We start from the raw sequence: 24,119 nt of genomic DNA, 5'->3' as shown, positions 1-24,119 counted from the left end.
GTGCCGGTAACGGATCTATTCAGAAGTGAAGGAGAAGGAGATGGATAGTTTTATTTTGGCCCTTGAGAATCGAGACGATAAACGGAAACATCCCCGGCTTCCGGTGGTCAGCAAAGCGACGCTCCTTTCAGAGCTTCCCTTCGTCAAGGTGATGATTACCAACATGAGCCTTTCCGGTCTTCTTTTTCATTCCCGTAAGTGGTTGGATTTCGGAAAGACGGTCGCGCTTCAAATCGAGGGACGGTTCCGAAAAGAGGCCTTCCGAGAAGTGGTGACAGGAAAAATCGTAGCGGTGAATCGGGGGGGCGTCGGCTACTCTTACGGCGTACAATTCGACGAGGTCCTCACCTTGGAGAACCAGCCCTCACTCTACCGCTATCTTCAAGCCAGCAAACGCTCCGCAGTCAGAGAGTGATGTTCCGCTGAACCGATCCATCGGAGGAGAGGATGCCCAATTTTTTTATCGGAATGGAAGGGCCGGACGCCCCTTCTCTGGATCAACGAAAGCAGCCCCGCATCGCCTTCTCCGGGAAGGGAAGCGTCGTTTTCGGGCCGCGGCCGATCGAGATCACAATCAGCAACATCAGCCTCTCCGGTCTTCTCTTTCATACGAAGGAGCGGTTTGATCTCGGGAAACTGCTCACCCTTCGGATCCTCGGAGAGGAAGAAGGAAAACCGTTTGAAGAGAAGGCGGCCGGAAGAGTCATGGCGGCGCATCGGGGCGACGGCAGCCATTCCTACGGATTGCAGTTTCTCGCTCTCCTGACCGCCGAAAAACAACCCTGCCTCTTTGCAAAGATCCAACGGGTTCTTCAGAATAAATCGTGACGCCAAGCCCTGCCTCGCCAACACCCCGTCCCTTCCAAGAAACGTTGCAGCGGAGACTGGCTTGCCGGGGCCGGTCTCCTGTGTTAGACTCGCGCCAGAATCAAACCAGGTCCACCTAAATCATCGACCGGCTGAATGATGGCCATTCCCGATCCGCTTCGCTCCATCCCCGCCCTTCTCCGCCGGCAGGCGGAGCGCTTTCCCAATAAAGTCTTTCTTTTCTTCAAAGAGCAGGAGGTTACTTACCGCCAGCTCGATGAGCGGACCGAGCGGATCGCCGAAAATCTCGCCCGGTTCAAAATCCGGCCGGGGGAGAAGGTCGCCCTCTTCCTTCCAAACATGCCGGAATTTCTCTTCGCCTTTTTCGGGACGTTGAAGCTCGGGGCGGTGGCGGTGCCGATCAACACGCAATTGAAGGGTGAAGAGGCGGCCTATATTCTTCAGAACTCCGAAAGCCGCGTCTTGATCACCACCCCCACGCTTTATTCCGTCATCGCGCCGAAGCGGTCCGGGTTGCCGATGTTGGAGCAGATTTTTCTGATCGGTGAGCGGGCAGGCGAGGGAAGAGTCTTCTCCTCTCTTTATGTGGCCGGCGGCTCGCCGTTGCAGATCGATCTCCGACCGAACGATCCGGCGGCGCTGATCTACACCTCCGGGACGACCGGATCGCCAAAGGGGGCGATCCTGACCCATCGGAATTATCTCTCTAACGTGGCGCAGTTCGTTCGGCCGACGCAGATGACCGAACAGGACCGCCTCCTCTGCATCCTCCCCCTCTTCCATGTCAACGGCCAGGTCGTGACGACGTTGGGTCCTCTTTTCGTCGGGGGGAGCATGGTCCTGATGGAAAGATTCTCGCCGAAAGATTTCTTCATTTACCTGGAGCGATTTCGCGCAACCGCCTTCTCCGGTGTCCCGACGATCTACGCGATTCTCCTCCACGCCGAGGAGACGAAAGCGCATGACCTCTCATCGCTTCGTTTCTGTATCTGCGGGGCGGCGCCGATGCCGGTGGAGCTCTTTGAAAAGTTCGAGGAGAAATTCCATGCGTTCATTCTGGAAGGGTATGGACTGTCGGAAGGAACCTGCGTCTCCTCGGTCAATCCCTTGGGGGGCCTGCGAAAGATCGGCTCGGTCGGCCTTCCCCTTCCGGACCAGGAGATGACGGTCATGAATGACCGTGACGAGGAGGCGCCGGTGGGGGAGGTCGGCGAGATTGTTGTCCGAGGCGAGAATGTCATGGCAGGTTATTTCAAGAATCCGGCGGCGACCGAAGAAGCGCTGCGCGGCGGCCGGCTTCACACCGGCGATCTCGGCTATCGCGACGAGGAGGGATTTTTCTTCATCGTCGGCCGGAAGAAAGAGATGATCATCCGGGGAGGGGAGAATATCTATCCGAAAGAGATCGAGGAGCGGCTTTATCGGCACCCCGATGTCCTGGAGGCGGCGGTGGTCGGGCTGCCCGATCCGGTGTGGGGAGAAGAGGTGGCCGCCTTCATCATCCCGAAACCGGATGCCTCATCAACCGCCGAAACGATCATCGCTTATTGCCGAGAACACCTGGCCCGATTTAAATGTCCCAAGGAGGTGATCTTCATGGACGCTTTTCCAAAGACGGCAACCGGAAAGATCCAGAAGGGGAAACTGAGAGAAACCTATCTCCAACGGGAAGAAAAATGACCCGCCGGTTCTTCGATGATTTTGAAGTGGGGGAGAGGTTTACCACCGAGGCGCGAACAATCACCGAGAACGATATTGTTCAGTTCGCCGATCTCTCGGGAGATCACCACCGGCTCCACCTCGACGAAGCCTATGCGAAGAAGACCCCCTTCGGCGGGCGGATTGCGCATGGGTTGCTGGGGCTTTCGATCGCATCGGGTCTCTGGGTACGGCTCGGTCTTTTGGAAGAGAGCGTCATCGCCTTTCTTGGTTTGGCGTGGAAGTTCACCGCGCCGGTCCGGATCGGTGACGCCGTGCATACCGATGTCATCGTGAAGGAGAAGAGAGCGAGCCGGCAGCCCGATCGGGGCATCCTGACCCTGGAGGCGGCGGTTCTCAATCAACGGAATGAAACGGTGCAAGAGGGGAGCTGGACGCTGCTGGTAAAGAGAAGGAGATAGAAGAAGCTGTCAGCGGTCAGCCGTCAGCGAAAAGATAAAGATTTGCGTCCTTTACTGATAGCTGACCGCTGATCGCTGCACTCTCCGCCTTTAGATCGCGTCTTCGACAATCCAGAAAAAGTGATTCGGAAAGATTTTTGCCAGAAAGAGATTCTTGTCCTTGTCGTGATCGAAGATGCGCCGATCGAGGAGATGGTTTGCGAAGCGGTTGTGAAAAATCCGGAGGTGTTCTTGACCCGGCCTTCCCTCCAGCAGAGCGATTGCGCTCAGCTCCGGAAAGTGTCCCTCCTGAAGGGCTTCCTGAAGGTAGCGGTGTTCCAGACCGGGCAGACCCCCCTTGTGGAGGACCGGCATGAAAGGGGTTTTCTCCTTCTTGAACTGTTTCGACCGTTTTTGAGCCTCTTTCAGTTTTTCCCGGATTTCCGTGGAGGCATCGTATTCGAGGACCACTGCAAAGAGCTTCCCGAACGGGCTTTCGATCAGGTAGTCGGAGGGGGCCTTTTTTGTTTTCGATGTTCCCTTGTAGCGGAGAGAGAATCGTTTTAGATAATCCTGAAATGAGGACTTACCTGTTCTTTTTTCCTTTACTGCCTGCATCCACCATCCTTAATACGGCGACCACTCTTCCCAAAACCTGAACCGATTGATCCTGTCGAACAATGATCGGTTTCATCTCGGGATGGGCGGGAGATAAAATGATTTCTTTCTTTCTCTTCGTAAAATACTTGAGCGTCGCCTCTCCGTCGACAAGCACCACCGCCATCTCCCCATTTCCCACGGTTTGCTCTTTTTGCACCACCACGTAATCTCCGTCGACGATGTGGGCGTCGATCATGCTCTCCCCCTTCACCCGAAGGACGAAGGCCGATTCCCGGGCGGCGATCATCGAATCGAGCAAGAGCTCTCCCTCCATGTTTTCTTCGGAGAGAAGGGGAAGCCCGGCATGGACTTCGCCGAGAATCGGAAGAAGGCGGCCCTGCCGAAGGGGAGGGGTTTTAATGCGGATCGCTCGCGGTTGTCCGGGGAGACGTTGAATGACCCCTTTACGGACGAGGGTATCGAGATGTCTCTTTACCCCCATCGGTCCGGCCAGCCTGAAATGCCGCGCGATTTCACGGAGGGTCGGCGGAAACCCGTGTTCATCCAGGAAGCGTTGTAGATACTGATAGATCGCTTGCTGTCGTTTTGTAAGAGCGGTTCCCGCCATTCCTTCCCCCGGAAGTCTACAGGTGTAGACCTCCTGCGCGATCCTCATCGTAATCATTTTTTCATCCCTTGTCAAGGCGGAGTTCACCGCGGATCACCCGCTTCGCGTGAACCCTTAAGTTGTTATCACACGCTCGGTTTCGTTGACAAAAAACCCTTTTGTGTTATCCTTTTTCCACCCGGAGCAGCCGATGAAGAAGATCTTAATCGCCGACGATGAAGTCCCGATCCGCCTCCTCATTCACAGCACTCTGGAAAGCGAGGAATACCACATCATTGAATCCGAGAACGGTCCCGACACAGTCGCAAAGTGCCTAGAGGAAAGACCGGATCTTCTGATCCTCGATTTAATGATGCCGGGGATCAGCGGAGAAGAGGTTTGCAAAAAGGTTCGGTCGGATCTCCGGACCAAGGCGATCCCCATCATTATCTTGACCGGTAGGGGGAAGCTTTCGGAGAACGAAGCAAAGAGCTTCGATGCAAATGTCTACCTCACCAAACCCTTCAGTCCTCTCGAACTCCTCGACTGCGTCAGCAAGATCTTAACCCGAAAAAAATGATGAACTTCATCCCCAGTCAAAGACCAGGCGAATCGAGGGAGCTTTCTTCCGTCGATCGAGATCTGGAGCGATACCTTCGGGAAGAATTCGGTTATTCCGGAACGCAGCTCGCCTATGTTCTCCGAGATCTGAAGATTCTTCTTAAGAGAGAAAAACTCAAGACGCGAGAGTTGGAGACGGCGTACCAACAGATGTTGCGGTATGCTGAAGATCTTCGGAAGAGCTATCTGCATGAACGCCAGCAAAGGGAACAGCTCATTCAGAGCCAAAGAGCGACCGCCATCACGCTCGCCAAGGCGATCGAGAAGCGTGACCGCTATACCGGCGGGCATACCGACCGGGTGACCGAATATGCGAAGCTCACGGCAAAGCTACTCGATTGGCCGGAGGAACGATTGGCGGTGCTGGAGCTGGCCGGGCATCTCCATGACGTCGGGAAGATCGGCGTCCCTGATGCCGTTCTCAATAAGCCCGGAAAGCTCACGGTCGAGGAGTTTGAGATGATGAAGGCCCATCCGGAGATCGGCGAGCAAATTATCCGCGGGATCGATTTTCTGGAAGCGCTGGTTCCGTATGTCCTCTATCATCACGAGCGGTATGATGGAAAGGGATATCCGAAGGGGCTCTCCGGCGAGGCGATTCCGATCGAAGGAAGACTGTTGGCCGTCTCCGATACCTTTGATGCGATGACGAGCAGCCGTCCCTACCGTAAGCAGCTCGATCCCGAGCGCGCCATTGAGGAGATCAAACGTTGCTCGGGGACTCAGTTCGATCCGAACATCGTCGTCGTTTTCTTGGAAATTTGGAGGGCCGGCTTACTCGACCCGATCCTTCTCGGAACCTCCCCCCATCCTCCCAATCCCGCTTCTTAATTGAGATTTCCGTTTTGAAAATCGCGATCGTCTTGTCGATATACCACTGTGGTAGCTCAGGAGAGACCCGAAAGCTGCAACGCCTTTCCCATCCCTGAACGAACCTCAAGCAGGTCAAATTCCTTGACAATCGAAACGGCGACCTGATAACCTGAAAAACGGGCAGAGGTTGCGAATGTGGGCCATTTCACGGATAAAAAGGAGATTCGGGCCGGTTTTCTTCTCCGGAGAAAGGCGCTCTCCTCCGAGGAATGTCGGCTTAAAAGCGGGGAGATCGCAAAGCGATTTTTAGCTTCCTCTGAATTCAACGCGGCGCAGACGATCCATTTCTATTTGGCCATGGCTGCGGAGGTTCAGACCGACGAGATGATCCGGGAGGCGCTCCATATGAAGAAGCGGGTTGTGGTCCCTCTCGTTCAACCGGAGACAAAGTCGTTGGCCCTTTCGGAGCTGATCGAACTTCATCCCTCCAAGTTGCAGCCCGGTCCCTATGGCATTTCCGAACCGCGGCTCGAATACCGGAAAAAGGTCGATCCGAAGGAGGTCGAACTGTGGGTCGTTCCGGGAGTGGCTTTTGATGAGACGGGGAATCGGCTGGGGTTTGGGGGGGGGTATTATGATCGGCTTCTTTCTTCGGCAAGGGGGAGGAAAGTCGGGGTGGCGTTTGAGTTTCAGGTGCTCAATCGGCTTCCAATTGAAGAGACCGATCATCCGGTTGATCTGATCATGACAGAAAAAAGAACGATATACATTCAGGGAGACGAAAGTGCCGGCGAAACGAATTGACGGAAAGGCGATTGCGCAGGAAGTCCGCGCCCGGGTGAAGACCGAGGTCGAAAAACTCGGTCCGAGCGATCGGCCCGGATTGGCGGCGGTCCTGGTGGGAGAGAATCCCGCTTCGAAAATTTACGTTCGAAACAAACGAAAGGCCTGTGAAGAGGTCGGGATTTATTCGGAAGAGCATCACCTTCCCGAGGAGACCACGGAGGCCGAGGTGCTCTCTCTGGTCGAGCGCCTCAATCAGGACCCGAAAATTCACGGCATCTTGGTTCAGCTTCCCCTGCCGAAGCAGATCAACGAGCGCAAGGTGCTCGATACGGTGATTCCGGAGAAAGATGTCGACGGGTTCCATTATATCAATGTCGGGAAATTGGTGGCCAACGAGAAGGGGTTCGTCCCCTGCACGCCGCTCGGCATCATCGAGCTTCTCCTTGCTTCTAAAGTCGAGATCGCCGGAGCGAATGCGGTCATCGTCGGACGAAGCAATATCGTCGGAAAACCGGCGGCGCTGCTCCTGCTTCATCACCATGCGACGGTGACGATCTGCCATTCGAGGACAAAAAACTTACCCGAGGTCTGCCGCCAGGCCGATATCCTGATCGCGGCGATCGGCAAGCCGCAATTTGTAAAAAAGGAAATGGTGAAAGAGGGCGCGGTGGTGATTGATGTCGGGATCAATCGCCTTCCGGACGGCCGGATCGTCGGCGATGTCGATTTTGATCCGGTCCAGGAGCGGGCCGGGGCGATCACGCCGGTGCCGGGCGGGGTCGGTCCGATGACGATCGCCATGCTTCTTTTAAATACCCTTCAGTCTGCGAAGTGGAAGAAGGAAAAAGCCTGAGGGGAGACGCGGCCGGAGAAAGGCAAAGGGCTTTATGAAGACACTCAGAGAAGCGCTGGAATCGGGAGAGTTTATTTTAACGGCGGAGTGTTTGCCGCCAAAGGGAACCGATATTGGCGGGTTCTGCAATCACGCGCAGCGGCTCTTGGGAAAGGTCCATGCGGTCAACGTAAACGATAATCCGGCGGCGACCCTGCACGCCAGCCCGCTGGCGCTCAGCAAGATCCTCCTCGATATGGGGCACGATCCGATCTGCCAGATCACCGGCCGCGATCGGAATCGGCTTGCCATCCAGTCCGATCTCCTCGGTTTACATATTCTCGATATTCGAAATGTCCTCTGCCTGACGGGGGACGATCTCTCCATGGGGAATCAAAAAGAGGGGAAGGCGGTTTTTGATCTCGAATCGGTGGAGATTCTCCAGGTGGTCCGCAGCCTCAACGAAGGAAAGGAGATGACCGGGAAACCGATCCAGGGGGGGACTTCTCTCCTTCCGGGGGCGGCGGTCTCGCCGGAAGCGGAACCGCTGGAGCCGGCGTTGATGCAGTTCGGAAAAAAGATCGAGGCCGGCGCCCGATTTTTTCAAACGCAAGCGATCTTTCAGCCTGACCGTTTCGAACGATTCATGGCGCAGGCCCGGAAGTCGAACGTCAACATTCTCGCCGGTGTTCTCCTCCTCCGCTCTCTCAAAATGGCTCGTTATGTGACGGAGCATCTCGGGATCCGCGTGCCGGAGCGCTTTGTCCAAAAGCTGGAGCGGGCCGGAAAAGAGGGAGAACTGGAGGCAGGGATCGAAATTGCGCTCGGGCTGATCGAGGCGATCCGAAGGAAATGCGACGGGATTCATCTGATGGCGATTGGCGCCGAGGAGCAGATCCCGGTGATCTTGGAACGGGCGGGGCTTTTGCCCAAAGGTCCCGGGTTAAAAAAGGCCGCCGGAGGAGCGAATGGATAAAATCACGGTTCCCCGGATTCGCGAGAAAAAAGAGAACGGGGAGAAGATCACCGTCCTGACGGCCTATGATTTCCCCTTCGCCAAGCTGATCGATGAGGCGGGGATCGACATTCTCTTGGTCGGGGATACGGTCGGGATCGTCGTTCAGGGGGAGGAGAGCACCCTTCCGGTGACGCTGGATCAGATGATTTATCATACCCGAATGGTCTCCCGGGCCGCGAAGCGGGCCTTGGTCGTCGGCGACATGCCGTTTTTATCCTATCAGGCGAGCATTGAGGAGACGATCCGGAATGCCGGACGGTTCCTGAAGGAAGGGGGCGCCGCGGCGGTGAAGCTGGAGGGAGGCGTGCGGGTCGCCGATCGGATTGAAGTGCTGACGCGCCACGATATTCCGGTCATGGCGCACATCGGATTGACTCCGCAATCAGTTCATCGGATGGGGGGATACAAGGTTCAAGGACGAGGGACCTCTCAGGTCAAGCAGCTCCTCGCAGACGCCAAGACGGTCGAGTCGGCGGGGGCTTTCTCGTTAGTGTTGGAGGGGATTCCGATTTCCCTGGCGAAGAAAATCACTCAATCGATTAAAATCCCGACGATCGGGATCGGCGCGGGTCCTCACTGCGACGGCCAGGTCCTTGTTCTGCACGATCTCCTCGGCCTCTTCACCCGCTTCCATCCCAAGTTCGTCCGCCGCTACGCCGACCTCACCTCGACGATTACCGAGGCGGTCCGTCGCTACAAATCGGATGTGGAGTCGGGCAAATTTCCCACGGAAGAAGAGGGATACGAGTAGAACGCTCGAAAGGCTTATTTACAAGATTGAGTCGGATGAAATAAAAAGGCTGGGAGAAATCCCAGCCTTTTTGCATTCTTGAGGTGATTATTCTCGAGCAAAGACAATCTCGAGATTGCCGAGGGTTGCATCCTCCCAGGAGGCTAACAAGGTCCCATCCGCGGCGGCGATAATGCTCGGGTTCGCTGCGGAGCCTGCCGTCTCGATATTGGAAGAAGCGCTGAATGTATCCCCGCCGTCCTCTGATTTTCTAAATGCCATCCCTGCAAGGTCGGGAGTGCTCTCCATCCAAACGACATAGACAGATGATCCCGATATAGAGATCCGAGGACTATTGGAGTGGCCGGCTGTGCTCGAAAAATTGCTCTGAGCGCAATCGTTTGCATCACTAAATTGATCACCCTGGTTGTCTGATTGAACGAGAAGGATTTCCGACCGGGTCGAAGGATCAATGGCGGTACTGTCTTGGCCCGCGGGACACTGCTCAGGAGAGCCCTCCCAGACCAGATAGACCTGGTTTCCTTCTGCGGCCAGGTTCGGCCGGCTCGACCCCTTGATGAAACCGGAGAGGACCCTGGCTTGCTGACTGAGAGGGGGACTGAAAGACGAACCGAGCGGATCGGATAGCTTTCTAAAAAAAACTTTTGAATGCGCTACCGGTAAAGGCTGAGGCTGCGGCACGTCTTCCCAGGCGATATAGACTTCGTCTGCCGTTGCGGCCAGGGTCGGGGCAAATGAAGGGGAGAGGGTGCTGTCATCCTTTGGGCCTGAGATGGTGAAGATCGTTGGATCGAATGTGGTTCCATCGTCTGTCGATCTCCTTAGTAGAATTTCCGAGTTGATGATCCGAAATGTTTTGGAGGGAGGATTGAGTGAGTTATCGATCTCGAACTGATAAATGGTTGATTCCCCCCATGCAACGAAGACGTTCGCGCCGGAAGCAACAACGGTCGGTAATTGCGAAGGGCAGGGATCGTCCCCCGGCGTTTCGGTGTTGTTTCTGCAATTCTGAGTCGGACTCGAAAGTCTCAAGCCGGTCTCACTTAAAGGAGGAGACCAGGTGAATGTGCCGTTCACATCTTCGCCGCGTCTGTAAAAAATGTCGAATTCATTGGCCTCGACGTTGGTTGGAACCGTCTCTTCCCAGACGATATGGACGAAATTCCCCGACGCGGCGATCTGGGGATTGCCCGAGAAGACGGCGGTCTGAGAAACATTGACCGGTGCGCCGAAGGTGGCGCCGCCGTCTCCGGAACGGGAGAGGAAGACCTCCATGTTCTGACCGCCGACATGCTCCTGCCAGACGACATACAGGGTCTCTCCGGACGCAGCACTATCCGGCGCGATGGAGAGAGCCTCGGTGTTGGACAGGTTGATTACATTGGCCGGAAGCTCGGGAGGAGAGGGCTGATTTTCCCCTTTGCAACCGGAGAGGGTGAAGAGAAGAGCGATCAGCAGAGGAAACAGCAGAGGAGAGAGTGCGGAATAAAAAAAGCCGGAAGGGCTTTTGCTCCGCGCTTCGCTCTCCGCATTCCGCATTCAGAGGGTCCTTATTCTTTGTCGATCTGCGCTTTTTGAAGCCGGCCGCTGTAGTCGCGGTAGATGATCTTCCATTGGGTGTAGAGGTCGAGGGCGCCGCCCCGTCCGCCGGCGTCACGCGGTCCAAGGCCGGTCCGTTTGGTCCCGCCGAACGGCAGCTGGATCTCGGCGCCGATGGTGGAGGCGTTGATGTAAACCAACCCGGTATTCAGATCACGCTCCGCCACGGCGGTTTTGTTGACGTCTTGTGAGTAGATCGCCGCCGAGAGGCCGAAGGGGACATCGTTGGCGATGTCGATCGCTTCCTGGAGATTCCGGGCGCGCAGGATGGCGACGACCGGGCCGAAGATCTCTTCCTGCGCGATCCGCATCTTCGGCTGAACGTCGGTAAAAATCGTCGGCTCGATGAAATAGCCGTTGGCGTGCTTCCCCCTCTTCAGGGCATTCCCACCCAGGATCAGCTTGGCTCCTTCCTTCTTTCCGACTTCGATGTAATCGAGAATTCTACGATATTGGGCTTCGCTGATGACCGGACCGATCTGCGTTTTTTTATCCGATCCCGGCCCGACCCTCAGTTGGGCGGCCCGTTCGGAAAACATCTTTACAAAGCGATCGTGAACCGCTTCATGAACGATCAGCCGGCTGGCGGCGGTGCAGCGCTGCCCGCTGGTTCCGAATCCCCCCCAGATCGCTCCTTCGATCGCAAGCTCGAGGTTGGCATCATCCATGATGATGATCGGATTTTTCCCGCCGGTCTCCATCGTGAAGTGCTTGTGCAGGCTGCCGCAAATGCCGGCCAGCCGCTCGCCGACCGGATTCGAGCCGGTGAATGAGACCACATCGACCTCCGGATGGCGGACCATCGGTTCGCCGGCGGTTTCTCCGAACCCGTGAATCATGTTCAGCACCCCCGGCGGGAGACCCGCTTCGATCAGGATCTCGACAAACCGGGTGGCGCAGACCGGGGTTTCCTCGGCCGGTTTAAAGACGACCGTATTCCCAGTGATGAGGGCGGGAGTCATTTTCCAAGAGGGGATGGCGATCGGGAAATTCCAGGGGGTAATCTGAGCGACCACGCCGATCGGGACCCGCACCGATTTCGCGTCTTTATTCGGAAGCTCCGAGGGGACCGTCTCACCGGAGAGGCGTCTCCCCTCGCCGGCCATATAATAGGTCATGTCGATCGCTTCTTGAACGTCCCCCATCGCCTCCGGCATCACCTTGCCCATCTCCCGACAGACCAGCTCTCCGAGCTCCTTTTTCCGCTTGACCAGAAGTTCAGCCGCCCGGTAGAGGATCTCTCCCCGATGGGGAGCCGGTGTGAGGGACCATTCGCGAAATGCCTTACGGGCGGCGGTGACCGCTTTATCGACATCCGTCGCATCTGAGTCGGCGACTGTTCCGACGAGGTCTCTGTTGTCCGCCGGGTTGCGGCTCTCAAAGGTCTTCCCGCGGGCCGTATCGACCCACTTCCCGTTGATATAATTTCGAATCTTCTCAGCCATTTCGATTCTCCCTTTCGACTTTTTTAATTCTATCCAAAAAGGGCCTAAAAGACAACCAGGGGCTAAGAACACGGGAGAGGGTAGGCGAAAATGCTAAAGAACGAGACAAGATTTTCACCCTCTTTTTCCCCTCCCCCCTTCCGCCTTCCGCCTCCCGTTTATTTGTCTTTTGATTGTTTGCTTTTTGATTTTTGATCGATTATTATGAGAAAAAGGAAGAGGAATGGCTAAAATAAAAACAGTCTTTTATTGCCAGGAATGCGGCTATCAGTCGCCCAAATGGCTTGGGAAGTGCCCCGACTGCGGTGTTTGGAATTCGCTGGTCGAGGAGCGTGTCGAGCCAAACCTTGGGAAGAACCAGGAATCCCGATGGCTGGCCCAGGGAGAGCTCGACCGGGAGATTTGGGCGCCGAAGCCGATCTCTCAAATTCTCCCCGTTTCCGAAATGCGGGCGAAGACCGGTTCGAGCGAATTTGACCGGGTCTTGGGAGGGGGGATCGTCGCCGGATCGGTGGTCCTCATCGGAGGGGACCCGGGAATCGGAAAATCGACCCTTCTGCTTCAATCGCTCGATCAAATCGGGGCGGGCCGCGGAAAAGTCCTCTATGTCTCCGGGGAAGAATCTCCGGCCCAGGTGAAATTGCGGGCCGACCGGCTCCGGATCTCCTCCGACCACCTTTATATTCTTGCCGAAACGGCCTTTGAAGAAATCATCCACCATGCGCAAGCGGTCCAACCGGTTGCGATCGTCATCGATTCGATTCAGACGATGTATACCCGCCAGATCAGCTCCGCCCCCGGCAGCGTGACGCAGATCCGGGAGGTCGCCTCTCAGCTGATGTTTTACGCCAAGCGCGCCAACGTGGCGGTTTTGATTGTCGGCCATGTCACTAAAGAAGGATCGATCGCGGGGCCGCGCGTCCTCGAGCACATCGTCGATACGGTTCTCTATTTCGAGGGGGACAAGGGGCACCCCTATCGAATTCTCCGGGCGATCAAAAATCGCTTCGGGTCGACGAACGAGCTGGGGGTTTTCGAGATGAAAGGGGCGGGTCTGGCCGACGTCGATAATCCTTCAGGCCTCTTCCTCGCCGAACGGCCGCGCGACGCGGCCGGCTCGGTCGTCGTCGCCGCGCAGGAGGGAACCCGGCCGATCTTGATCGAGCTTCAAGCGCTGGTCAGCGCCTCTTATCTCGGGACGGCGCGCCGGATGGCGTTGGGGGTCGACTCGAATCGGGTCTCGCTCCTCCTCGCCGTTTTGGAAAAGCGGGCGGGGCTTCATCTCGCGGGGCAGGATGTTTTCATCAACGTCGTCAGCGGGATTCAGGTTGAAGAGCCGGCGATCGATCTGGGGATCGCGGCGGCGGTCGCTTCCAGCTTCCGGGAACGCCCGGTCGATCCGGCGACGGTGATCTTCGGGGAGGTCGGTCTGGCAGGAGAGATTCGCGGCGTCCAGCAGCCGACCCTCCGGATTCGCGAGGCTGAAAAGCTCGGATTCAAGCGGTGTATCCTTCCAAAGCGGAATCAGGAACTGCTTCGGGAAGAGGGGGAGATCGGGAACACACTGGAAGTGATCGGCGTCTCGCATCTTGCCGAGGCGCTCGAGTTGATCTAGTTCTTCTAGGAGAAGAAGTTGGTCCGTTCCTGGTTTTGCCTTGCGTTGGTGATGTTGCTGCTCGTATCGGGTTGCGCAAAAAAAGAGATCCGGCCCGTCGATGAGGCGGTGAAGAAAGACGCCTCCTTGGAGGAGCTTCTGACCCTCTATCAACTCCGCCGTCAGGAGTGGAGCGGATTTAAAGGGCTGTTGGAGATCACGGCCGACTCCGAACGTCAGGGACGCCATACCTTTCAGGCGAGCTGGGTCCACCGGAACGGGGAGACCCGAATCCGGGGATTTAACCTTTTGGGAGGGACCCTCTTTGAATTGCGGCTGGCCGGCCCCAGGGTGACCCTCCATCTTCCCTCGGAGCAAAGGACGATCGAGGCGACCCGGGAGGAATTTGAGGAAGAGGTCCGAACGGCGATCCCGATCGGATCGCTGGCGCTGATCGACTGGGTCAATCGGGGAGCCATCCCCGACCCGGCGCCGCCGTCGCTTCCGGCCCTGGAGAAGGGGGAAGATCGTTTCATCCTTTATCTCTTGAGGGCGCTGCCGGGGAAGGCGGTTCTGGAGGAGAAAATCTGGATCGAGCGGACGGCGTTCCGGTTAGAGCGGGTGGAGCGATTTGGGATGATGGGTGAGCGGAGCGGCCGCCTGATCTTTGGCGATTACCGGAAGGTCGGACGACAGGAATTTCCTTTCGAAGTTCGGGGGGAGAGCGAAAGAGAGAAAGTGACGCTCCGTTTCAGGGAGGTCTCTCCGGCCGTTCCATTGGAATAGTGGAATGGGACGGGGTAGAGGATGAAGATCTTATCGATTGAAACCGCCACGTTGGCAGGGGGGGTCGCGCTGATGGAGGAGGCCGGCCTGATTGCGGAGTATCGCCTTCATGTGGAGGTGCGCCACTCGGAACGCCTTCTCTTGGCGATCGATCGGCTCCTCACCGACAGCGGAACGGCGGTGGCCGATCTTGATGCGATTGCGGTTTCGATCGGTCCGGGGTCGTTCACCGGGCTGCGGGTCGGTCTCTCCACGGCGAAGGGGCTTGCGATGGGAGGGCGAAAGCCGCTGGTGACGGTTCCGACGCTAGAGGCGATGGCTTGGCTTTTCCCCTATTCGAATGCGTTGATTGCGCCGATGCTCGATGCGCGGCGGCAGGAGGTTTATTGGGCGTTGTTCGACATGCAAGAGGGAGGACCCGTTCGGCTTCATCCCGATGCGGCGACTTCGCCCGAGGCGATGCTGGAGGCGATCGGCCGTCTCGATCGACCGGTTCTCTTCGTCGGAGAGGGGGCGGAGAAATACCGGGAGCTTCTCCTCACGCGCAGACCGGGGGGAACGCTTTTCCCTCCGAAGGCGCTCCGATTTCCCTCCGCAGCCGGCGTGGCGGAGCTGGGCCTCGCGCGCCTGAAAGGAGGGGAAGTTCATCCCCCGGAGGAGGTGACGCCGTTTTATCTCCGGGCCTCGACCGCCGAATTGAACCACCGCGTGAAATCAAGCAGCCAGGGGGCGGAAAAGTGATTTTCCGGCGGAGGCGATGGAATCGGATATGAATAAGAGAGCGGCGTCGGTTCCTATCCTCTACGATCGGATGACTCCGAAAGATGTCGAGACGATCTTAACGATCGAGCGCGCCGCCTACTCGTCTCCCTGGACAAGAAGAATGTTCGAGTCCGAGCTGTGGGAGAACCCGTTTTCATTCGCCTATGTGGCGAGGGAAGAGGAACACCGCCGGATCGTCGGTTATGTCCTCTTCTGGGTTGTCTATGATGAGCTTCACTTGATGAATGTGGCGGTCGAGCCGGCCTGGAGAAGACGAGGGATCGGAGAGGGGCTGGTTCGCTTCGCGCTGGAGAGCGGCCGAAGGCGGGGAATCCGGATGGCGACGCTCGAAGTACGCGCCTCCAATCTTCCGGCGCAAACGCTCTACCGAAATCTCGGATTTTATCAGGTCGGGGTTCGGCGAAATTACTATCGGGAGCCGAGAGAAGATGCGCTCCTGCTCCAATGCGACTTCGGCGGAGGGGGAGAAGAAGAATAAAATCATTTCACGTTTAATCACCTCATGAGGGGGGAATCGATGGAGAAAGAAGAAAAGATCATCGAAATGCTCCGCGAAAAAAATTGGCATTTTCGTCACCTCGAGAAACTGCATGGGGAACTTGACCAATCGCTTCACCAGATGGGCCGAAGAAGGGTCTTGACTCCTCAAGAGGAGGTTCAAAAGAAAGAGTTCCAGAAGAAGAAATTAGCCGCCAAAGATGAAATGGTGGAGATGGTCCGGCAGGTTAAAATCGCCGGAAAAGCCGATGTCGAAAAAGGGGCCAAGCGGATCTCCAACATGACGGCTGGAAGACACTGACGGATTTCGGAGTGCGGAGCGAGAGGGAACTTGCTCCGCACTCCGAAACAACACACTCTGGATTTTTTTAGAATGAGGGGCCTTTGTTTGGGATTGGTTTTCCAGAATTGCTGCTGATCCTCGCGATTGCGCTTGTCGTCCTCGGTCCCGAGAAGCTTCCCCAGATCGCGCGGGTGATCGGAAGGGGGCTCGGCGAGGTTCGCCGTGCGACTGAGGAGGTGCGGGCGGAGATCGAGAAGGGGGATAAAGAAGAACCGGTCAAGCCTGCCGCTAAACCTGAAAGCGCCTCACCCGAAATCAGTGACAAATAACGTGTATAGACGTCATCTCGCATCTTTCCATTCAGAGGGTTTTGCCTTGATCAAAATCGGGGAAGCTGTTTTAAGCCTCGCTGTCGTGTTGGCGTGCGTCGGCAAGAGGAGCGGAGGAAAAGGGAGAGTTGGAAAAAAGTGAAAAAGCCGGCCGGGAGTAGTAAAGGGGGGGCGGAGATGCCGATCTCCGGGCATCTTCAAGAGCTTCGGAGCCGACTGATTCGGTCGGTCCTGATTATCTCTTTTGCCTTTGGGGCGGCTTTTTATTTTTCGGACAGCCTCCTTTTTTTCCTGAAGCGCCCCCTCCCTGCCGAATTGGTCTTCCTCGCCCCCGCCGAAGCTTTTTGGGCCGACCTAAAGGTCTCCCTCTTCGTCGGTTTTTTGGCGGCCCTCCCGGTGATTCTCTATGAGATTTGGCAATTCGTCGCGCCCGGCCTTCTTCCGAATGAGCGGGGATATCTTTTCCCGTTTCTAATCTTTGCGACGGTGCTCTTTTTCGCCGGGATGGCTTTTTGTTATCTCTTCGCCCTGCCGTTCGCGCTCAATTTCTTGATCGACTACGGACGTCGAAGCGGCATCACCCCCCAAATCTCCGTTTCAATGTATATCGATTTTAATCTGAAGTTCCTCCTCGGGTTCGGTCTTGTCTTCGAGCTTCCGTTGGTGATGCTCTTCTTATCAAGGATGGGGCTGTTGACCCCCGCCTTTTTCAGACAAAATCGGAAGTACGCCGTTCTCTTGGCATTTCTGATCGCGGCGATTCTCACGCCGACCCCCGATATCTTTAACCAGTGCATCATGGCGATCCCGCTGATTGTCCTTTACGAGGTTGGGATCATCATCGTTCGGATTTTCGGAACCAAGATCTCACTTCGCAAGGAAGAGCCGGGGGAGATGTCGCCATGAGCCGACCGAAGGCGTTTTTCCTCATCCTCGGCATGGTGGCCGTTGCCGGTTTTTTTTATCTCTCCAACAAACCGCAGGCCTCTACGATTCCCTTCGCATCGATTATCCAAAGAAAGGCCGATTACCGTCCCCCGATGGAGGGGGTCACCCTTTATCCGACCGACGGTCCCTACGGCGTGGGAGTGATCCAGACGATTGCGGCGGGGTCCGGAGAGACCCTCTTCGTCGGAACCTACGGGGAAGGTCTTTTCCGAAGCGAGGATGGCGGAAAGCATTGGGCTCCTTCCAATCTCGGCCTGGGGGATAAATTCATCGTCAATCTGATGCGCGTGGATGGAGGAACCCTCTATGCCGGGACGATTCGGGCCGGCCTCTTCAAAAGCCGCGATGATGGACGGCACTGGGTCTCGATCAATCGGGGATTGGAGAATACCAGCGTGGAATCGATGGTCTCCCTTCCCGGAGGGGTGGTCTATGCGGGGACGGGACAGGGGGTCTACGGCAGTAAGGATGAGGGAGCGCATTGGGAGCCTTTTAATGACGGGATCGGATCGGTCTTGGTCCGGAGTATCGTTGCGACGAAAGACGGAACCCTTTATGCGGGGACGCAAGGTAAAGGAATTTATAAACGGCGCCCCCGGGATTCGCAATGGACGCAGATCATCCGCGCGTTCGATTTTCAAGGGATTGAAGAGCAGGTCATTCGGGCCTTGGTTTTGGGAAAAGATGAGGCGCTTTATGCAGGCACATTGGGAGCCGGTATTTTCCGGAGCCGGGACGGCGGGGTCCGTTGGCAACGGGCCAATGCAGGTCTTCCCAATATTTCTATCCGCTCGCTGAGTGTGGATGGCAGCGGGATCCTCTATGCTGGGACCGGCGAAGGGGTTTTCTACAGTGAAGATGACGGGGCGCGTTGGTTTCCGCTCGAGGCAGGGACGGAGATGACCGATATTCAGATTCACTCGTTCGTCGCCGGCGAGGGGGGCGATCTCTATGCCGGGACCGGCGGAGGGCTCTTCCGGGGAAGAATTCGATCCCCCTGGGAGGCACTGCATCAGGGATTGCTGATCGCTCCCGTCCGGACCCTCGATTATGCAGAGGGAGAGATCACCGTCGGTACCGATGGAAAAGGGGTCATCACCGGTCAGGGAGGGAATTGGATCGGGGAGAATGTGGGACTGGTCAATCTCTCTGTCCGCGGAATGGCCCGCGGCAAGACGTTCCTCTATATCATCACTGAAGATGGAATTTCCAGAAGGCAGCATGGTCGGGGTACATGGGCGGCCGCGGAGGGTTCTCTCCCGGCCCGCGTGCTCTCCATCGCGGTGGACGGAACGGAGCGGCTCTACGCCGGGACAGAGGCGGGTCTCTTTTATTCCTCCGATCACGGAAAGGGCTGGGAGAAGGTGGAGGCGATCGAATCGGGGGCGATCTCGGCGCTGGCTGTGAAAGGGGAGATGGTTCTCGCAATGATGGAGAACACCCTCTGGTCAAAATCGAATGAGGGTTGGAAAAAAGTTGTTTCCAAGGAAGGCGCCCCGTTTCGCTACATCGCTTGGAGAGACGAGGGGCATTTCCTGGTGGCCAATGAACAAAAAATATGGGAAGGCGATCTTAATGGCGAGTGGAGAGAGATGAAGGGGGCTCTTCCGAATGAGGTGAGGATAACCGCTCTGTCGGTCGATCCGAAAAACCGGGAGATCGTCTACATCGGCACGGAACGGGGCCTTTTCTGGAGCAACGACGGGGGGGCCGAGTGGCATCCCGCCCGGCTTTACCAGGGGGAGCGCTTCGAGAAGCAGGTCAATCAACTCCTCCCGCTTTCGGACGGCTCCATCTGGGTTGCCACCGAGGAGAACGGGGTTTTGTTGGGAGTGGATCGGATTCCCAAAGGAGGACTTCTCGCAACGCTTCGGAAACGTTTAGGGTAAGACCGCGATCGTCGCTTCTGTAATCTTCTGGTCGATAATCCGGAACGTGCGAATTTCCGGCTTCTCCTTTTCCAAGGAAATGATCAGATAGGATGTATCCGTATAGAAGGCCAGGCGGACATCAGTGGCCGAAGGGTAGGCAGGAGAATGTGGATGCGAGTGGTAGATCGCGAGGAGCTCGGTCCCGCTCGTTCGCATTGTCTTGAAGGCCCGGAGTTGTTCCTTGGGATCCATCACATATCGGAATCGGCGGTCCGGCGGGACCTTCAGATCGGCGACGGCCGGATCATCCGCCGGCAGATTGCCGATCTTGTAAATTTCACTCACCACGTTTTCCTTCCCCGACAGTAGACCGCAGCACTCGTTCGGTGCCTCCACCTGCGCATGGGTGATCATTTCATCGATGATGTTTTTTGGAATTTGAAGCATTATCCCTTTGTCTATCCTGTTCTCGATCGATGCAATTTATTAGTGAAAATGTGGATGATTTTCGTCAGTACAGACTGTCCCGCCGTTGGAACCTCCTGATAGTATTGAAAACTCTAAAGAATGTCAAACAGACTGTTTGACATTTTCCGGTCACGTGGTACCTTTACCAATAACACTCCTTAATTGACGGTTGTCGGATGACGGCAGAAAACGGTGAAAAAAAGAGAAGGAAGGAGCGCGTCCTGGTGGTCCAGGAGGTCGAGATCAACGGCGCCGCCTCCGGCCAGGCGATTGATCTTAGCACCGAAGGGATGTATATCACGACGCATGAAAAATTCGAGAGAAACGCGACGATCTCGCTCCGTTTTTTCCTCGATAAGCATGAAATCGAGGTGAAAGCAAAAGTGGTTTATCTCCATGAAGGGGTGGGGATGGGGGTGCGGTTCGTCGGACTCAAACCGGGAGATCTCGACTATCTAAAGGGGTACATTGAGAAGCTCTCCCATTCGCACAACTCTTCAAGCTCGAACCACAAGAAGGTCTTGATTATCGATGATACTCAATTCTACCAGGCGGTCTATCGGCAACGTCTCCTCTCGGAGGGCTTTTCTGTCCTGGTGGCCAATAACGGAATTGAGGGACTCAAGATTTTGTTCAAAGAACGTCCCGCGCTTGTTCTGCTCGATCTAGTGATGGATGGGATGGACGGCTACAAGGTTCTCCACATCATTCGATCCCAACCGGAGGTCAAAGACATTCCGGTTATCGTCTCTTCAGTCAAAGGGGCGTCTCACGAGGTGGACCGCGCGATCGGTTTAGGCGCCGTCGATTTCCTCGTTAAGGCGACCACCTCTCCCAACAAGGTCGTCGAAAAAATCAAAGAAGTCATGCGTCACCGGCGTCCGGGGCATTAATCCAAAAAAATGGTCAGAGAGAATTTTGATACGGGACCGATTTGTCCTGCGGGAGCGGCGCGCTTATTTCCCGGGGGGGGGAAGGGTGCACGAGATTTCGTAGTCGAGAAGCTGTGTGATGGTGGGGTTCGGGCCGCAGAGATGGCACTGCTTGTTCTTTGGAACCTTCACCGTCCGGAACGACATCTCGAGAGCGTCATAAACGAGGAGTCTTCCGGCGAGGGAGGTCCCGATTCCTAAAATTTCCTTCAGCGCTTCGGCGGCCTGGAGCACACCGATTGTTCCGGCGAGGACGCCGAGCACCCCGGCCTCTTGGCAGCTTGGGACCAGCCCCGCGGGGGGAGGTTCCGGATAGAGACACCGATAACAGGGTTTCGGTTCGGAGGTCTCGTGCGGTTTGAGGGTGGTCAGTTGCCCCTCGAACCGGAAGATGCTTCCGGAGACAAGGGTCTTCTTGAGGAAAAAGCAGGCGTCGTTTACGAGGAATCGGGTTGCGAAATTATCCGAGCCGTCGAGAACGATGTCGTAGTCCTTGATGAGATCAAGGATGTTTTCGGATGAAATTTTCCCGAGATGAGGGACGATCTTGACGTCCGGGTTCATACTTGAAAGGGTTTCTTGGGCCGATTCGACTTTCGGGCGATGGAGTGTCTTTGCGCTGTGCAGGACCTGGCGCTGAAGGTTGGAGAGATCGACCACGTCGCTATCGATGATGCCGAGGGTTCCCACGCCGGCCGCCGCCAGGTAGAGAGCCGAGGGGGAGCCGAGCCCGCCGGCCCCGATCAAAAAAACCCGCGCCGCGGCGATTTTCTTCTGTCCTTTTCCTCCCACCTCGGGGAGGAGAATGTGCCGGCTGTATCGTTGAAGCTGTTCTTCTGTGAATGCCATTCTTATGGATGCTCCCGTATTACTCGATAATATTTCTTTCGATCGGATCGACCTTCACCCCTTTTTGCTTGAGGCCGGCGATGGCCCGTTCGATTTCATCGGGCTCTCCCGTCAATTCCAAATCGACCCATCCCGTTTTCTCGGTCACGTCGGCCCGCCGGATGTTGGTGATGAGTTTATAGTCCTTTCCAATCTGATAAATAATCGGCTCTCGAATTTTCTCTTCCGGAAATGTAATATGAACCTTTAGACTGGCCAATTATCCCTCCCTTGGTATCGTTATTACAAAACTATCCTCCTGCGATGGCCGGGACGATCGAGACTTCATCCCCTTTTTTCACGGGGGTCATGATCCCCTGGTGAAAACGGATGTCTTCTTCATTGACATAGATATTGACGAACCGGCGGAGCTCCCCCTGCTCATCGCAGAGCCGTTCTTTGAGGCCGGGATATTCTTTGTCCAGAAGATTAATCAATGCGGCGATGGTTTCCCCTTCGGCGGCGACCTCTCCCTGACCGCCGGTCAGTTTACGCAAAGGGGTCGGAATGCGAACCTTGATCATTGGACTCCTCTTTCCCTATTCTGGGCATCGGCCGAGGCGGCTTTCAGCGCCTCCTGGAAATTCGCCAGGCTCGGCTGAATCAGCCAGGGAACGCCCAGGGCCGGTGCGACCGCTTCCTGAGTCTTGAGGCCGTTCCCGGTGATATAAGCCACCACCGATTCCCCCTTCTTGAAAAGACCCTTCTTGGCCAGCTTTTTCAGAACGCCGATCGTGACCCCTCCTGCGGTCTCCGCGAAGACCCCTTCGGTCCGAGCGAGCAGGGTCATTCCCTCGACGACCTCCTCATCGGTCACATGCTCGATCACCCCGCCGCTTGCGAGGACAACCTTGACTGCGTAGAAACCGTCCGCCGGGTTTCCGATGGCGAGCGATTTTGCGATCGTCTTCGGTTTGACCGGTTTAATGAAATCTCGCTTTTCTTTAAAGGCGGTGGCGACGGGAGAGCACCCTTCTGCCTGGGCCCCATGAATCTGTGTCTTCACCGGTGAAACGAAACCAAGGTCGGCGAACTCGTTGAAGCCTTTTGAGATCTTCGTGAGAAGCGATCCCGATGCGATCGGCACGACCACGTGATCCGGCGTTCGCCATCCGAGCTGCTCCATCGCCTCGTAAGCGAGGGTTTTCGATCCCTCGGAGTAGTAGGGGCGGATATTGATATTGACGAACGCCCACGGATACTCTCCGGCGATCTCGCTGCAGAGGCGGTTGACGTCGTCATAGTTCCCATTAACGGCCACAACGTTCGGCCGGTAAATCAAATTCCCGAGGACTTTTCCCGCTTCCAGATCGGCCGGGATGAAGACGAAACAGCGAAGCCGCGCTTCGGCGGCATGTGCGGAGACCGAATTGGCCAGGTTCCCGGTGGAAGCGCAGGCGACCGTGTCGAAGCCGAGCTCCTTCGCCCGCGTGAGGGCGACGGCGACGACCCGATCTTTGAAAGAGAGGGTGAGGCAATTCACCGTGTCGTTTTTCAAATAGAGATAATCGAGCCCCAACTCCGCGCCGAGATTCTTGGCGTGGATCATCGGCGTAAAGCCGGCGTTCAGGCCGACCGTCGGCTCCCCCTCGATCGGGAGGAGATCCTGATATCGCCAGAGGCTCTTCGGTCCCTGAAGAATTTTTTCTTTCGTAATTTTTGTTTTGATGTAGTCGTAATTGTAGGAGACCTCCAACGGGCCAAAGCAGAATTCGCAGACGTGAAGGGCCGCGGCGGGATAGGTTTTGCCGCACTCTTTACATTTCAACCCTTTCATCTTGCTCATCGTGTTCTATCCTAAATTGAGGCTGATCGTGGATCGTTCATCACTAAGAAATGCTTCTCATCGTCACGCTCCCACGCTGGCGCACCGATTTTTTTCTTTGGATTTTATGGCTGGTGATTCATTCCCTGTGATCGGAGGGGGGCCGGATCTGTATCACAGACCGGCGATTCCTGGACCTCCAGTGTTCTGATTGTCGGATTGCCGCCGCAGAGAGGACAGTTTGGATTCCTCCGGATCGGGATCTCTCGGAACTGTGTCCGGAGGGCATCATATTTCAGGATTCGGTCGGTCAACGGTTTTCCAATCCCTAGAATCAGTTTCAAAACTTCGGTTCCTTGAAGGGTTCCAATCAATCCGGCGAGCGCCCCGAGCACCCCGGCCTCCTGGCAGGTCGGAATCAGACCCGCCGGGGGAGGCTCCGGGAAGATGCAGCGATAACAGGCGCTGGTACCGGGAAGGATCGTGAAGAGCTGTCCCTCGAATCGGAGAATCCCCCCGTGGATGAGCGGTTTCTTCGCGAAGTGGGCGGCGTCGTTGATTAAAAATTTGGCCGGAAAGTTATCGGTCCCGTCGATCACATAGTCGAAGTCGTTGAAAATTTTCAGCGCATTGTCGGCATCGAGGTTCTCTTGGTACGGAACGACCTTCACATCGGAGTTGATCGCAACCATTTTTTCCTGAGCCGAAAGGACCTTGGGCCGGCCGATATCGGAGGTATGATGGATGATCTGGCGCTGCAGGTTGGAGAGATCGACGACATCGGCATCAATCAGACCGATGGTGCCGACCCCCGCCGCGGCGAGGTAGAGGGCGATCGGAGAGCCCAAACCTCCGGCGCCGACGATCAGAACCTTCGCCTGTCCAATCTTCTTTTGTCCCTTGCCGCCGACTTCCGTGAGAATAATATGCCGGCTGTACCGGACGAGTTGTTCTTCCGTAAAGGCCATTTTCTTA

General features: G+C 56.3%; 29 protein-coding genes. 19 read left to right on the top strand and 10 right to left on the bottom strand.

Features of this window, described 5'->3' with window-relative positions; genetic code table 11:
- Window positions 1-40: 40 nt before the first annotated feature.
- The 4 genes from MCM46_06695 to MCM46_06680 all read left to right on the top strand — a co-directional run bounded on the left by MCM46_06695 (window position 41) and on the right by MCM46_06680 (window position 2,948).
- Window positions 41-415, top strand: a complete 375-nt coding sequence (locus MCM46_06695) for a PilZ domain-containing protein (GenBank protein MCG3111499.1) — start codon at window positions 41-43, stop codon at window positions 413-415.
- A 32-nt stretch (window positions 416-447) separates the two neighbouring features.
- Entirely contained in the window at window positions 448-828 is a 381-nt protein-coding gene (locus tag MCM46_06690) for a PilZ domain-containing protein (GenBank protein MCG3111498.1), read from the top strand.
- A 135-nt stretch (window positions 829-963) separates the two neighbouring features.
- Complete coding sequence (locus tag MCM46_06685; protein ID MCG3111497.1) at window positions 964-2,508, top strand: long-chain fatty acid--CoA ligase; 1,545 nt, start codon at window positions 964-966, stop codon at window positions 2,506-2,508.
- A complete protein-coding gene (locus MCM46_06680; GenBank protein MCG3111496.1) occupies window positions 2,505-2,948 on the top strand; it encodes a MaoC family dehydratase N-terminal domain-containing protein in 444 nt (147 codons plus the stop codon). The genes MCM46_06685 and MCM46_06680 overlap by 4 nt, the downstream gene beginning before the upstream one ends.
- Before the next feature lie 90 nt (window positions 2,949-3,038).
- On the opposite strand, the gene MCM46_06675 is transcribed toward MCM46_06680, so the two are convergent.
- Complete coding sequence (locus MCM46_06675; GenBank protein MCG3111495.1) at window positions 3,039-3,545, bottom strand: hypothetical protein; 507 nt, start codon at window positions 3,543-3,545, stop codon at window positions 3,039-3,041.
- Window positions 3,514-4,212 carry a transcriptional repressor LexA gene (lexA, locus tag MCM46_06670; protein MCG3111494.1) on the bottom strand — a complete coding sequence of 233 codons (699 nt, stop codon included), beginning with the start codon at window positions 4,210-4,212 and terminating at the stop codon, window positions 3,514-3,516. Before lexA ends, MCM46_06675 begins: the two co-directional genes overlap by 32 nt.
- Before the next feature lie 133 nt (window positions 4,213-4,345).
- Between lexA and MCM46_06665 the strand changes: the two genes are divergently transcribed.
- From MCM46_06665 to panB, 6 genes are all read left to right on the top strand, one after another.
- Window positions 4,346-4,714, top strand: a complete 369-nt coding sequence (locus tag MCM46_06665; protein ID MCG3111493.1) for a response regulator — start codon at window positions 4,346-4,348, stop codon at window positions 4,712-4,714.
- A complete protein-coding gene (locus MCM46_06660; GenBank protein ID MCG3111492.1) occupies window positions 4,711-5,586 on the top strand; it encodes an HD-GYP domain-containing protein in 876 nt (291 codons plus the stop codon). Before MCM46_06665 ends, MCM46_06660 begins: the two co-directional genes overlap by 4 nt.
- A gap of 177 nt (window positions 5,587-5,763) precedes the next feature.
- On the top strand, window positions 5,764-6,372 hold the full coding sequence (locus MCM46_06655) for a 5-formyltetrahydrofolate cyclo-ligase (protein ID MCG3111491.1): 609 nt from the start codon (window positions 5,764-5,766) through the stop codon (window positions 6,370-6,372).
- On the top strand, window positions 6,353-7,207 hold the full coding sequence (gene folD, locus MCM46_06650; GenBank protein ID MCG3111490.1) for a bifunctional methylenetetrahydrofolate dehydrogenase/methenyltetrahydrofolate cyclohydrolase FolD: 855 nt from the start codon (window positions 6,353-6,355) through the stop codon (window positions 7,205-7,207). The genes MCM46_06655 and folD overlap by 20 nt, the downstream gene beginning before the upstream one ends.
- A gap of 34 nt (window positions 7,208-7,241) precedes the next feature.
- Window positions 7,242-8,162 carry a methylenetetrahydrofolate reductase gene (locus MCM46_06645; protein ID MCG3111489.1) on the top strand — a complete coding sequence of 307 codons (921 nt, stop codon included), beginning with the start codon at window positions 7,242-7,244 and terminating at the stop codon, window positions 8,160-8,162.
- Window positions 8,155-8,955, top strand: coding sequence for a 3-methyl-2-oxobutanoate hydroxymethyltransferase (gene panB / locus MCM46_06640; protein MCG3111488.1), 801 nt, complete (start codon window positions 8,155-8,157; stop codon window positions 8,953-8,955). The genes MCM46_06645 and panB overlap by 8 nt, the downstream gene beginning before the upstream one ends.
- A gap of 87 nt (window positions 8,956-9,042) precedes the next feature.
- Here the strand turns inward: panB and MCM46_06635 are convergent, their stop codons facing one another.
- Both MCM46_06635 and MCM46_06630 read right to left on the bottom strand, forming a co-directional pair.
- Entirely contained in the window at window positions 9,043-10,494 is a 1,452-nt protein-coding gene (locus MCM46_06635) for a hypothetical protein (protein MCG3111487.1), read from the bottom strand.
- A gap of 11 nt (window positions 10,495-10,505) precedes the next feature.
- Window positions 10,506-11,999, bottom strand: coding sequence for an aldehyde dehydrogenase family protein (locus MCM46_06630; GenBank protein ID MCG3111486.1), 1,494 nt, complete (start codon window positions 11,997-11,999; stop codon window positions 10,506-10,508).
- Between the two features lie 223 nt (window positions 12,000-12,222).
- Between MCM46_06630 and radA the strand changes: the two genes are divergently transcribed.
- The 8 genes from radA (at window position 12,223) to MCM46_06590 (ending at window position 19,109) form a co-directional block, all read left to right on the top strand.
- Window positions 12,223-13,614, top strand: a complete 1,392-nt coding sequence (gene radA, locus MCM46_06625) for a DNA repair protein RadA (protein MCG3111485.1) — start codon at window positions 12,223-12,225, stop codon at window positions 13,612-13,614.
- Window positions 13,615-13,632: 18 nt separating this feature from the next.
- On the top strand, window positions 13,633-14,379 hold the full coding sequence (locus MCM46_06620; GenBank protein MCG3111484.1) for a hypothetical protein: 747 nt from the start codon (window positions 13,633-13,635) through the stop codon (window positions 14,377-14,379).
- A 21-nt stretch (window positions 14,380-14,400) separates the two neighbouring features.
- Window positions 14,401-15,120 carry a tRNA (adenosine(37)-N6)-threonylcarbamoyltransferase complex dimerization subunit type 1 TsaB gene (gene tsaB / locus MCM46_06615; protein ID MCG3111483.1) on the top strand — a complete coding sequence of 240 codons (720 nt, stop codon included), beginning with the start codon at window positions 14,401-14,403 and terminating at the stop codon, window positions 15,118-15,120.
- A 28-nt stretch (window positions 15,121-15,148) separates the two neighbouring features.
- Window positions 15,149-15,640 carry a ribosomal protein S18-alanine N-acetyltransferase gene (gene rimI, locus MCM46_06610; GenBank protein ID MCG3111482.1) on the top strand — a complete coding sequence of 164 codons (492 nt, stop codon included), beginning with the start codon at window positions 15,149-15,151 and terminating at the stop codon, window positions 15,638-15,640.
- Between the two features lie 39 nt (window positions 15,641-15,679).
- Entirely contained in the window at window positions 15,680-15,961 is a 282-nt protein-coding gene (locus MCM46_06605) for a DUF465 domain-containing protein (protein ID MCG3111481.1), read from the top strand.
- 83 nt (window positions 15,962-16,044) lie between these two features.
- Window positions 16,045-16,272 (top strand): Sec-independent protein translocase protein TatB, encoded by a 228-nt coding sequence (tatB, locus tag MCM46_06600; GenBank protein MCG3111480.1) that lies wholly within the window; start codon window positions 16,045-16,047, stop codon window positions 16,270-16,272.
- Between the two features lie 138 nt (window positions 16,273-16,410).
- Entirely contained in the window at window positions 16,411-17,178 is a 768-nt protein-coding gene (gene tatC / locus MCM46_06595; protein ID MCG3111479.1) for a twin-arginine translocase subunit TatC, read from the top strand.
- On the top strand, window positions 17,175-19,109 hold the full coding sequence (locus MCM46_06590) for a hypothetical protein (protein ID MCG3111478.1): 1,935 nt from the start codon (window positions 17,175-17,177) through the stop codon (window positions 19,107-19,109). The genes tatC and MCM46_06590 overlap by 4 nt, the downstream gene beginning before the upstream one ends.
- Here the strand turns inward: MCM46_06590 and MCM46_06585 are convergent.
- The gene (locus MCM46_06585) at window positions 19,101-19,538 is read right to left on the bottom strand and encodes a M67 family metallopeptidase (protein MCG3111477.1); all 438 of its coding nucleotides are present in this window, start codon (window positions 19,536-19,538) and stop codon (window positions 19,101-19,103) included. The genes MCM46_06590 and MCM46_06585 overlap by 9 nt on opposite strands.
- A gap of 197 nt (window positions 19,539-19,735) precedes the next feature.
- Between MCM46_06585 and MCM46_06580 the strand changes: the two genes are divergently transcribed.
- Window positions 19,736-20,452 (top strand): response regulator, encoded by a 717-nt coding sequence (locus MCM46_06580; GenBank protein ID MCG3111476.1) that lies wholly within the window; start codon window positions 19,736-19,738, stop codon window positions 20,450-20,452.
- A gap of 63 nt (window positions 20,453-20,515) precedes the next feature.
- Here MCM46_06580 and moeB (MCM46_06575) read toward each other — a convergent pair whose 3' ends face one another.
- The 5 genes from moeB (MCM46_06575) to moeB (MCM46_06555) form a co-directional block, all read right to left on the bottom strand.
- Window positions 20,516-21,340 carry a molybdopterin-synthase adenylyltransferase MoeB gene (moeB, locus tag MCM46_06575; protein MCG3111475.1) on the bottom strand — a complete coding sequence of 275 codons (825 nt, stop codon included), beginning with the start codon at window positions 21,338-21,340 and terminating at the stop codon, window positions 20,516-20,518.
- A gap of 19 nt (window positions 21,341-21,359) precedes the next feature.
- A complete protein-coding gene (locus MCM46_06570; protein MCG3111474.1) occupies window positions 21,360-21,599 on the bottom strand; it encodes an NIL domain-containing protein in 240 nt (79 codons plus the stop codon).
- Window positions 21,600-21,630: 31 nt separating this feature from the next.
- A complete protein-coding gene (locus MCM46_06565) occupies window positions 21,631-21,903 on the bottom strand; it encodes a MoaD/ThiS family protein (protein MCG3111473.1) in 273 nt (90 codons plus the stop codon).
- Entirely contained in the window at window positions 21,900-23,165 is a 1,266-nt protein-coding gene (gene thrC / locus MCM46_06560; protein MCG3111472.1) for a threonine synthase, read from the bottom strand. Before thrC ends, MCM46_06565 begins: the two co-directional genes overlap by 4 nt.
- Before the next feature lie 104 nt (window positions 23,166-23,269).
- Window positions 23,270-24,112 carry a molybdopterin-synthase adenylyltransferase MoeB gene (gene moeB, locus MCM46_06555; protein MCG3111471.1) on the bottom strand — a complete coding sequence of 281 codons (843 nt, stop codon included), beginning with the start codon at window positions 24,110-24,112 and terminating at the stop codon, window positions 23,270-23,272.
- Between the last annotated feature and the right edge of the window lie 7 nt (window positions 24,113-24,119).

Origin of the sequence: Candidatus Manganitrophus morganii (genome assembly GCA_021651055.1) — a bacterium.
GTDB lineage: Bacteria > Nitrospirota > Nitrospiria > SBBL01 > Manganitrophaceae > Manganitrophus > Manganitrophus morganii.
Note: the sequence above shows the minus strand (reverse complement) of the source record. Positions and strands in the feature narration are given on the sequence as shown.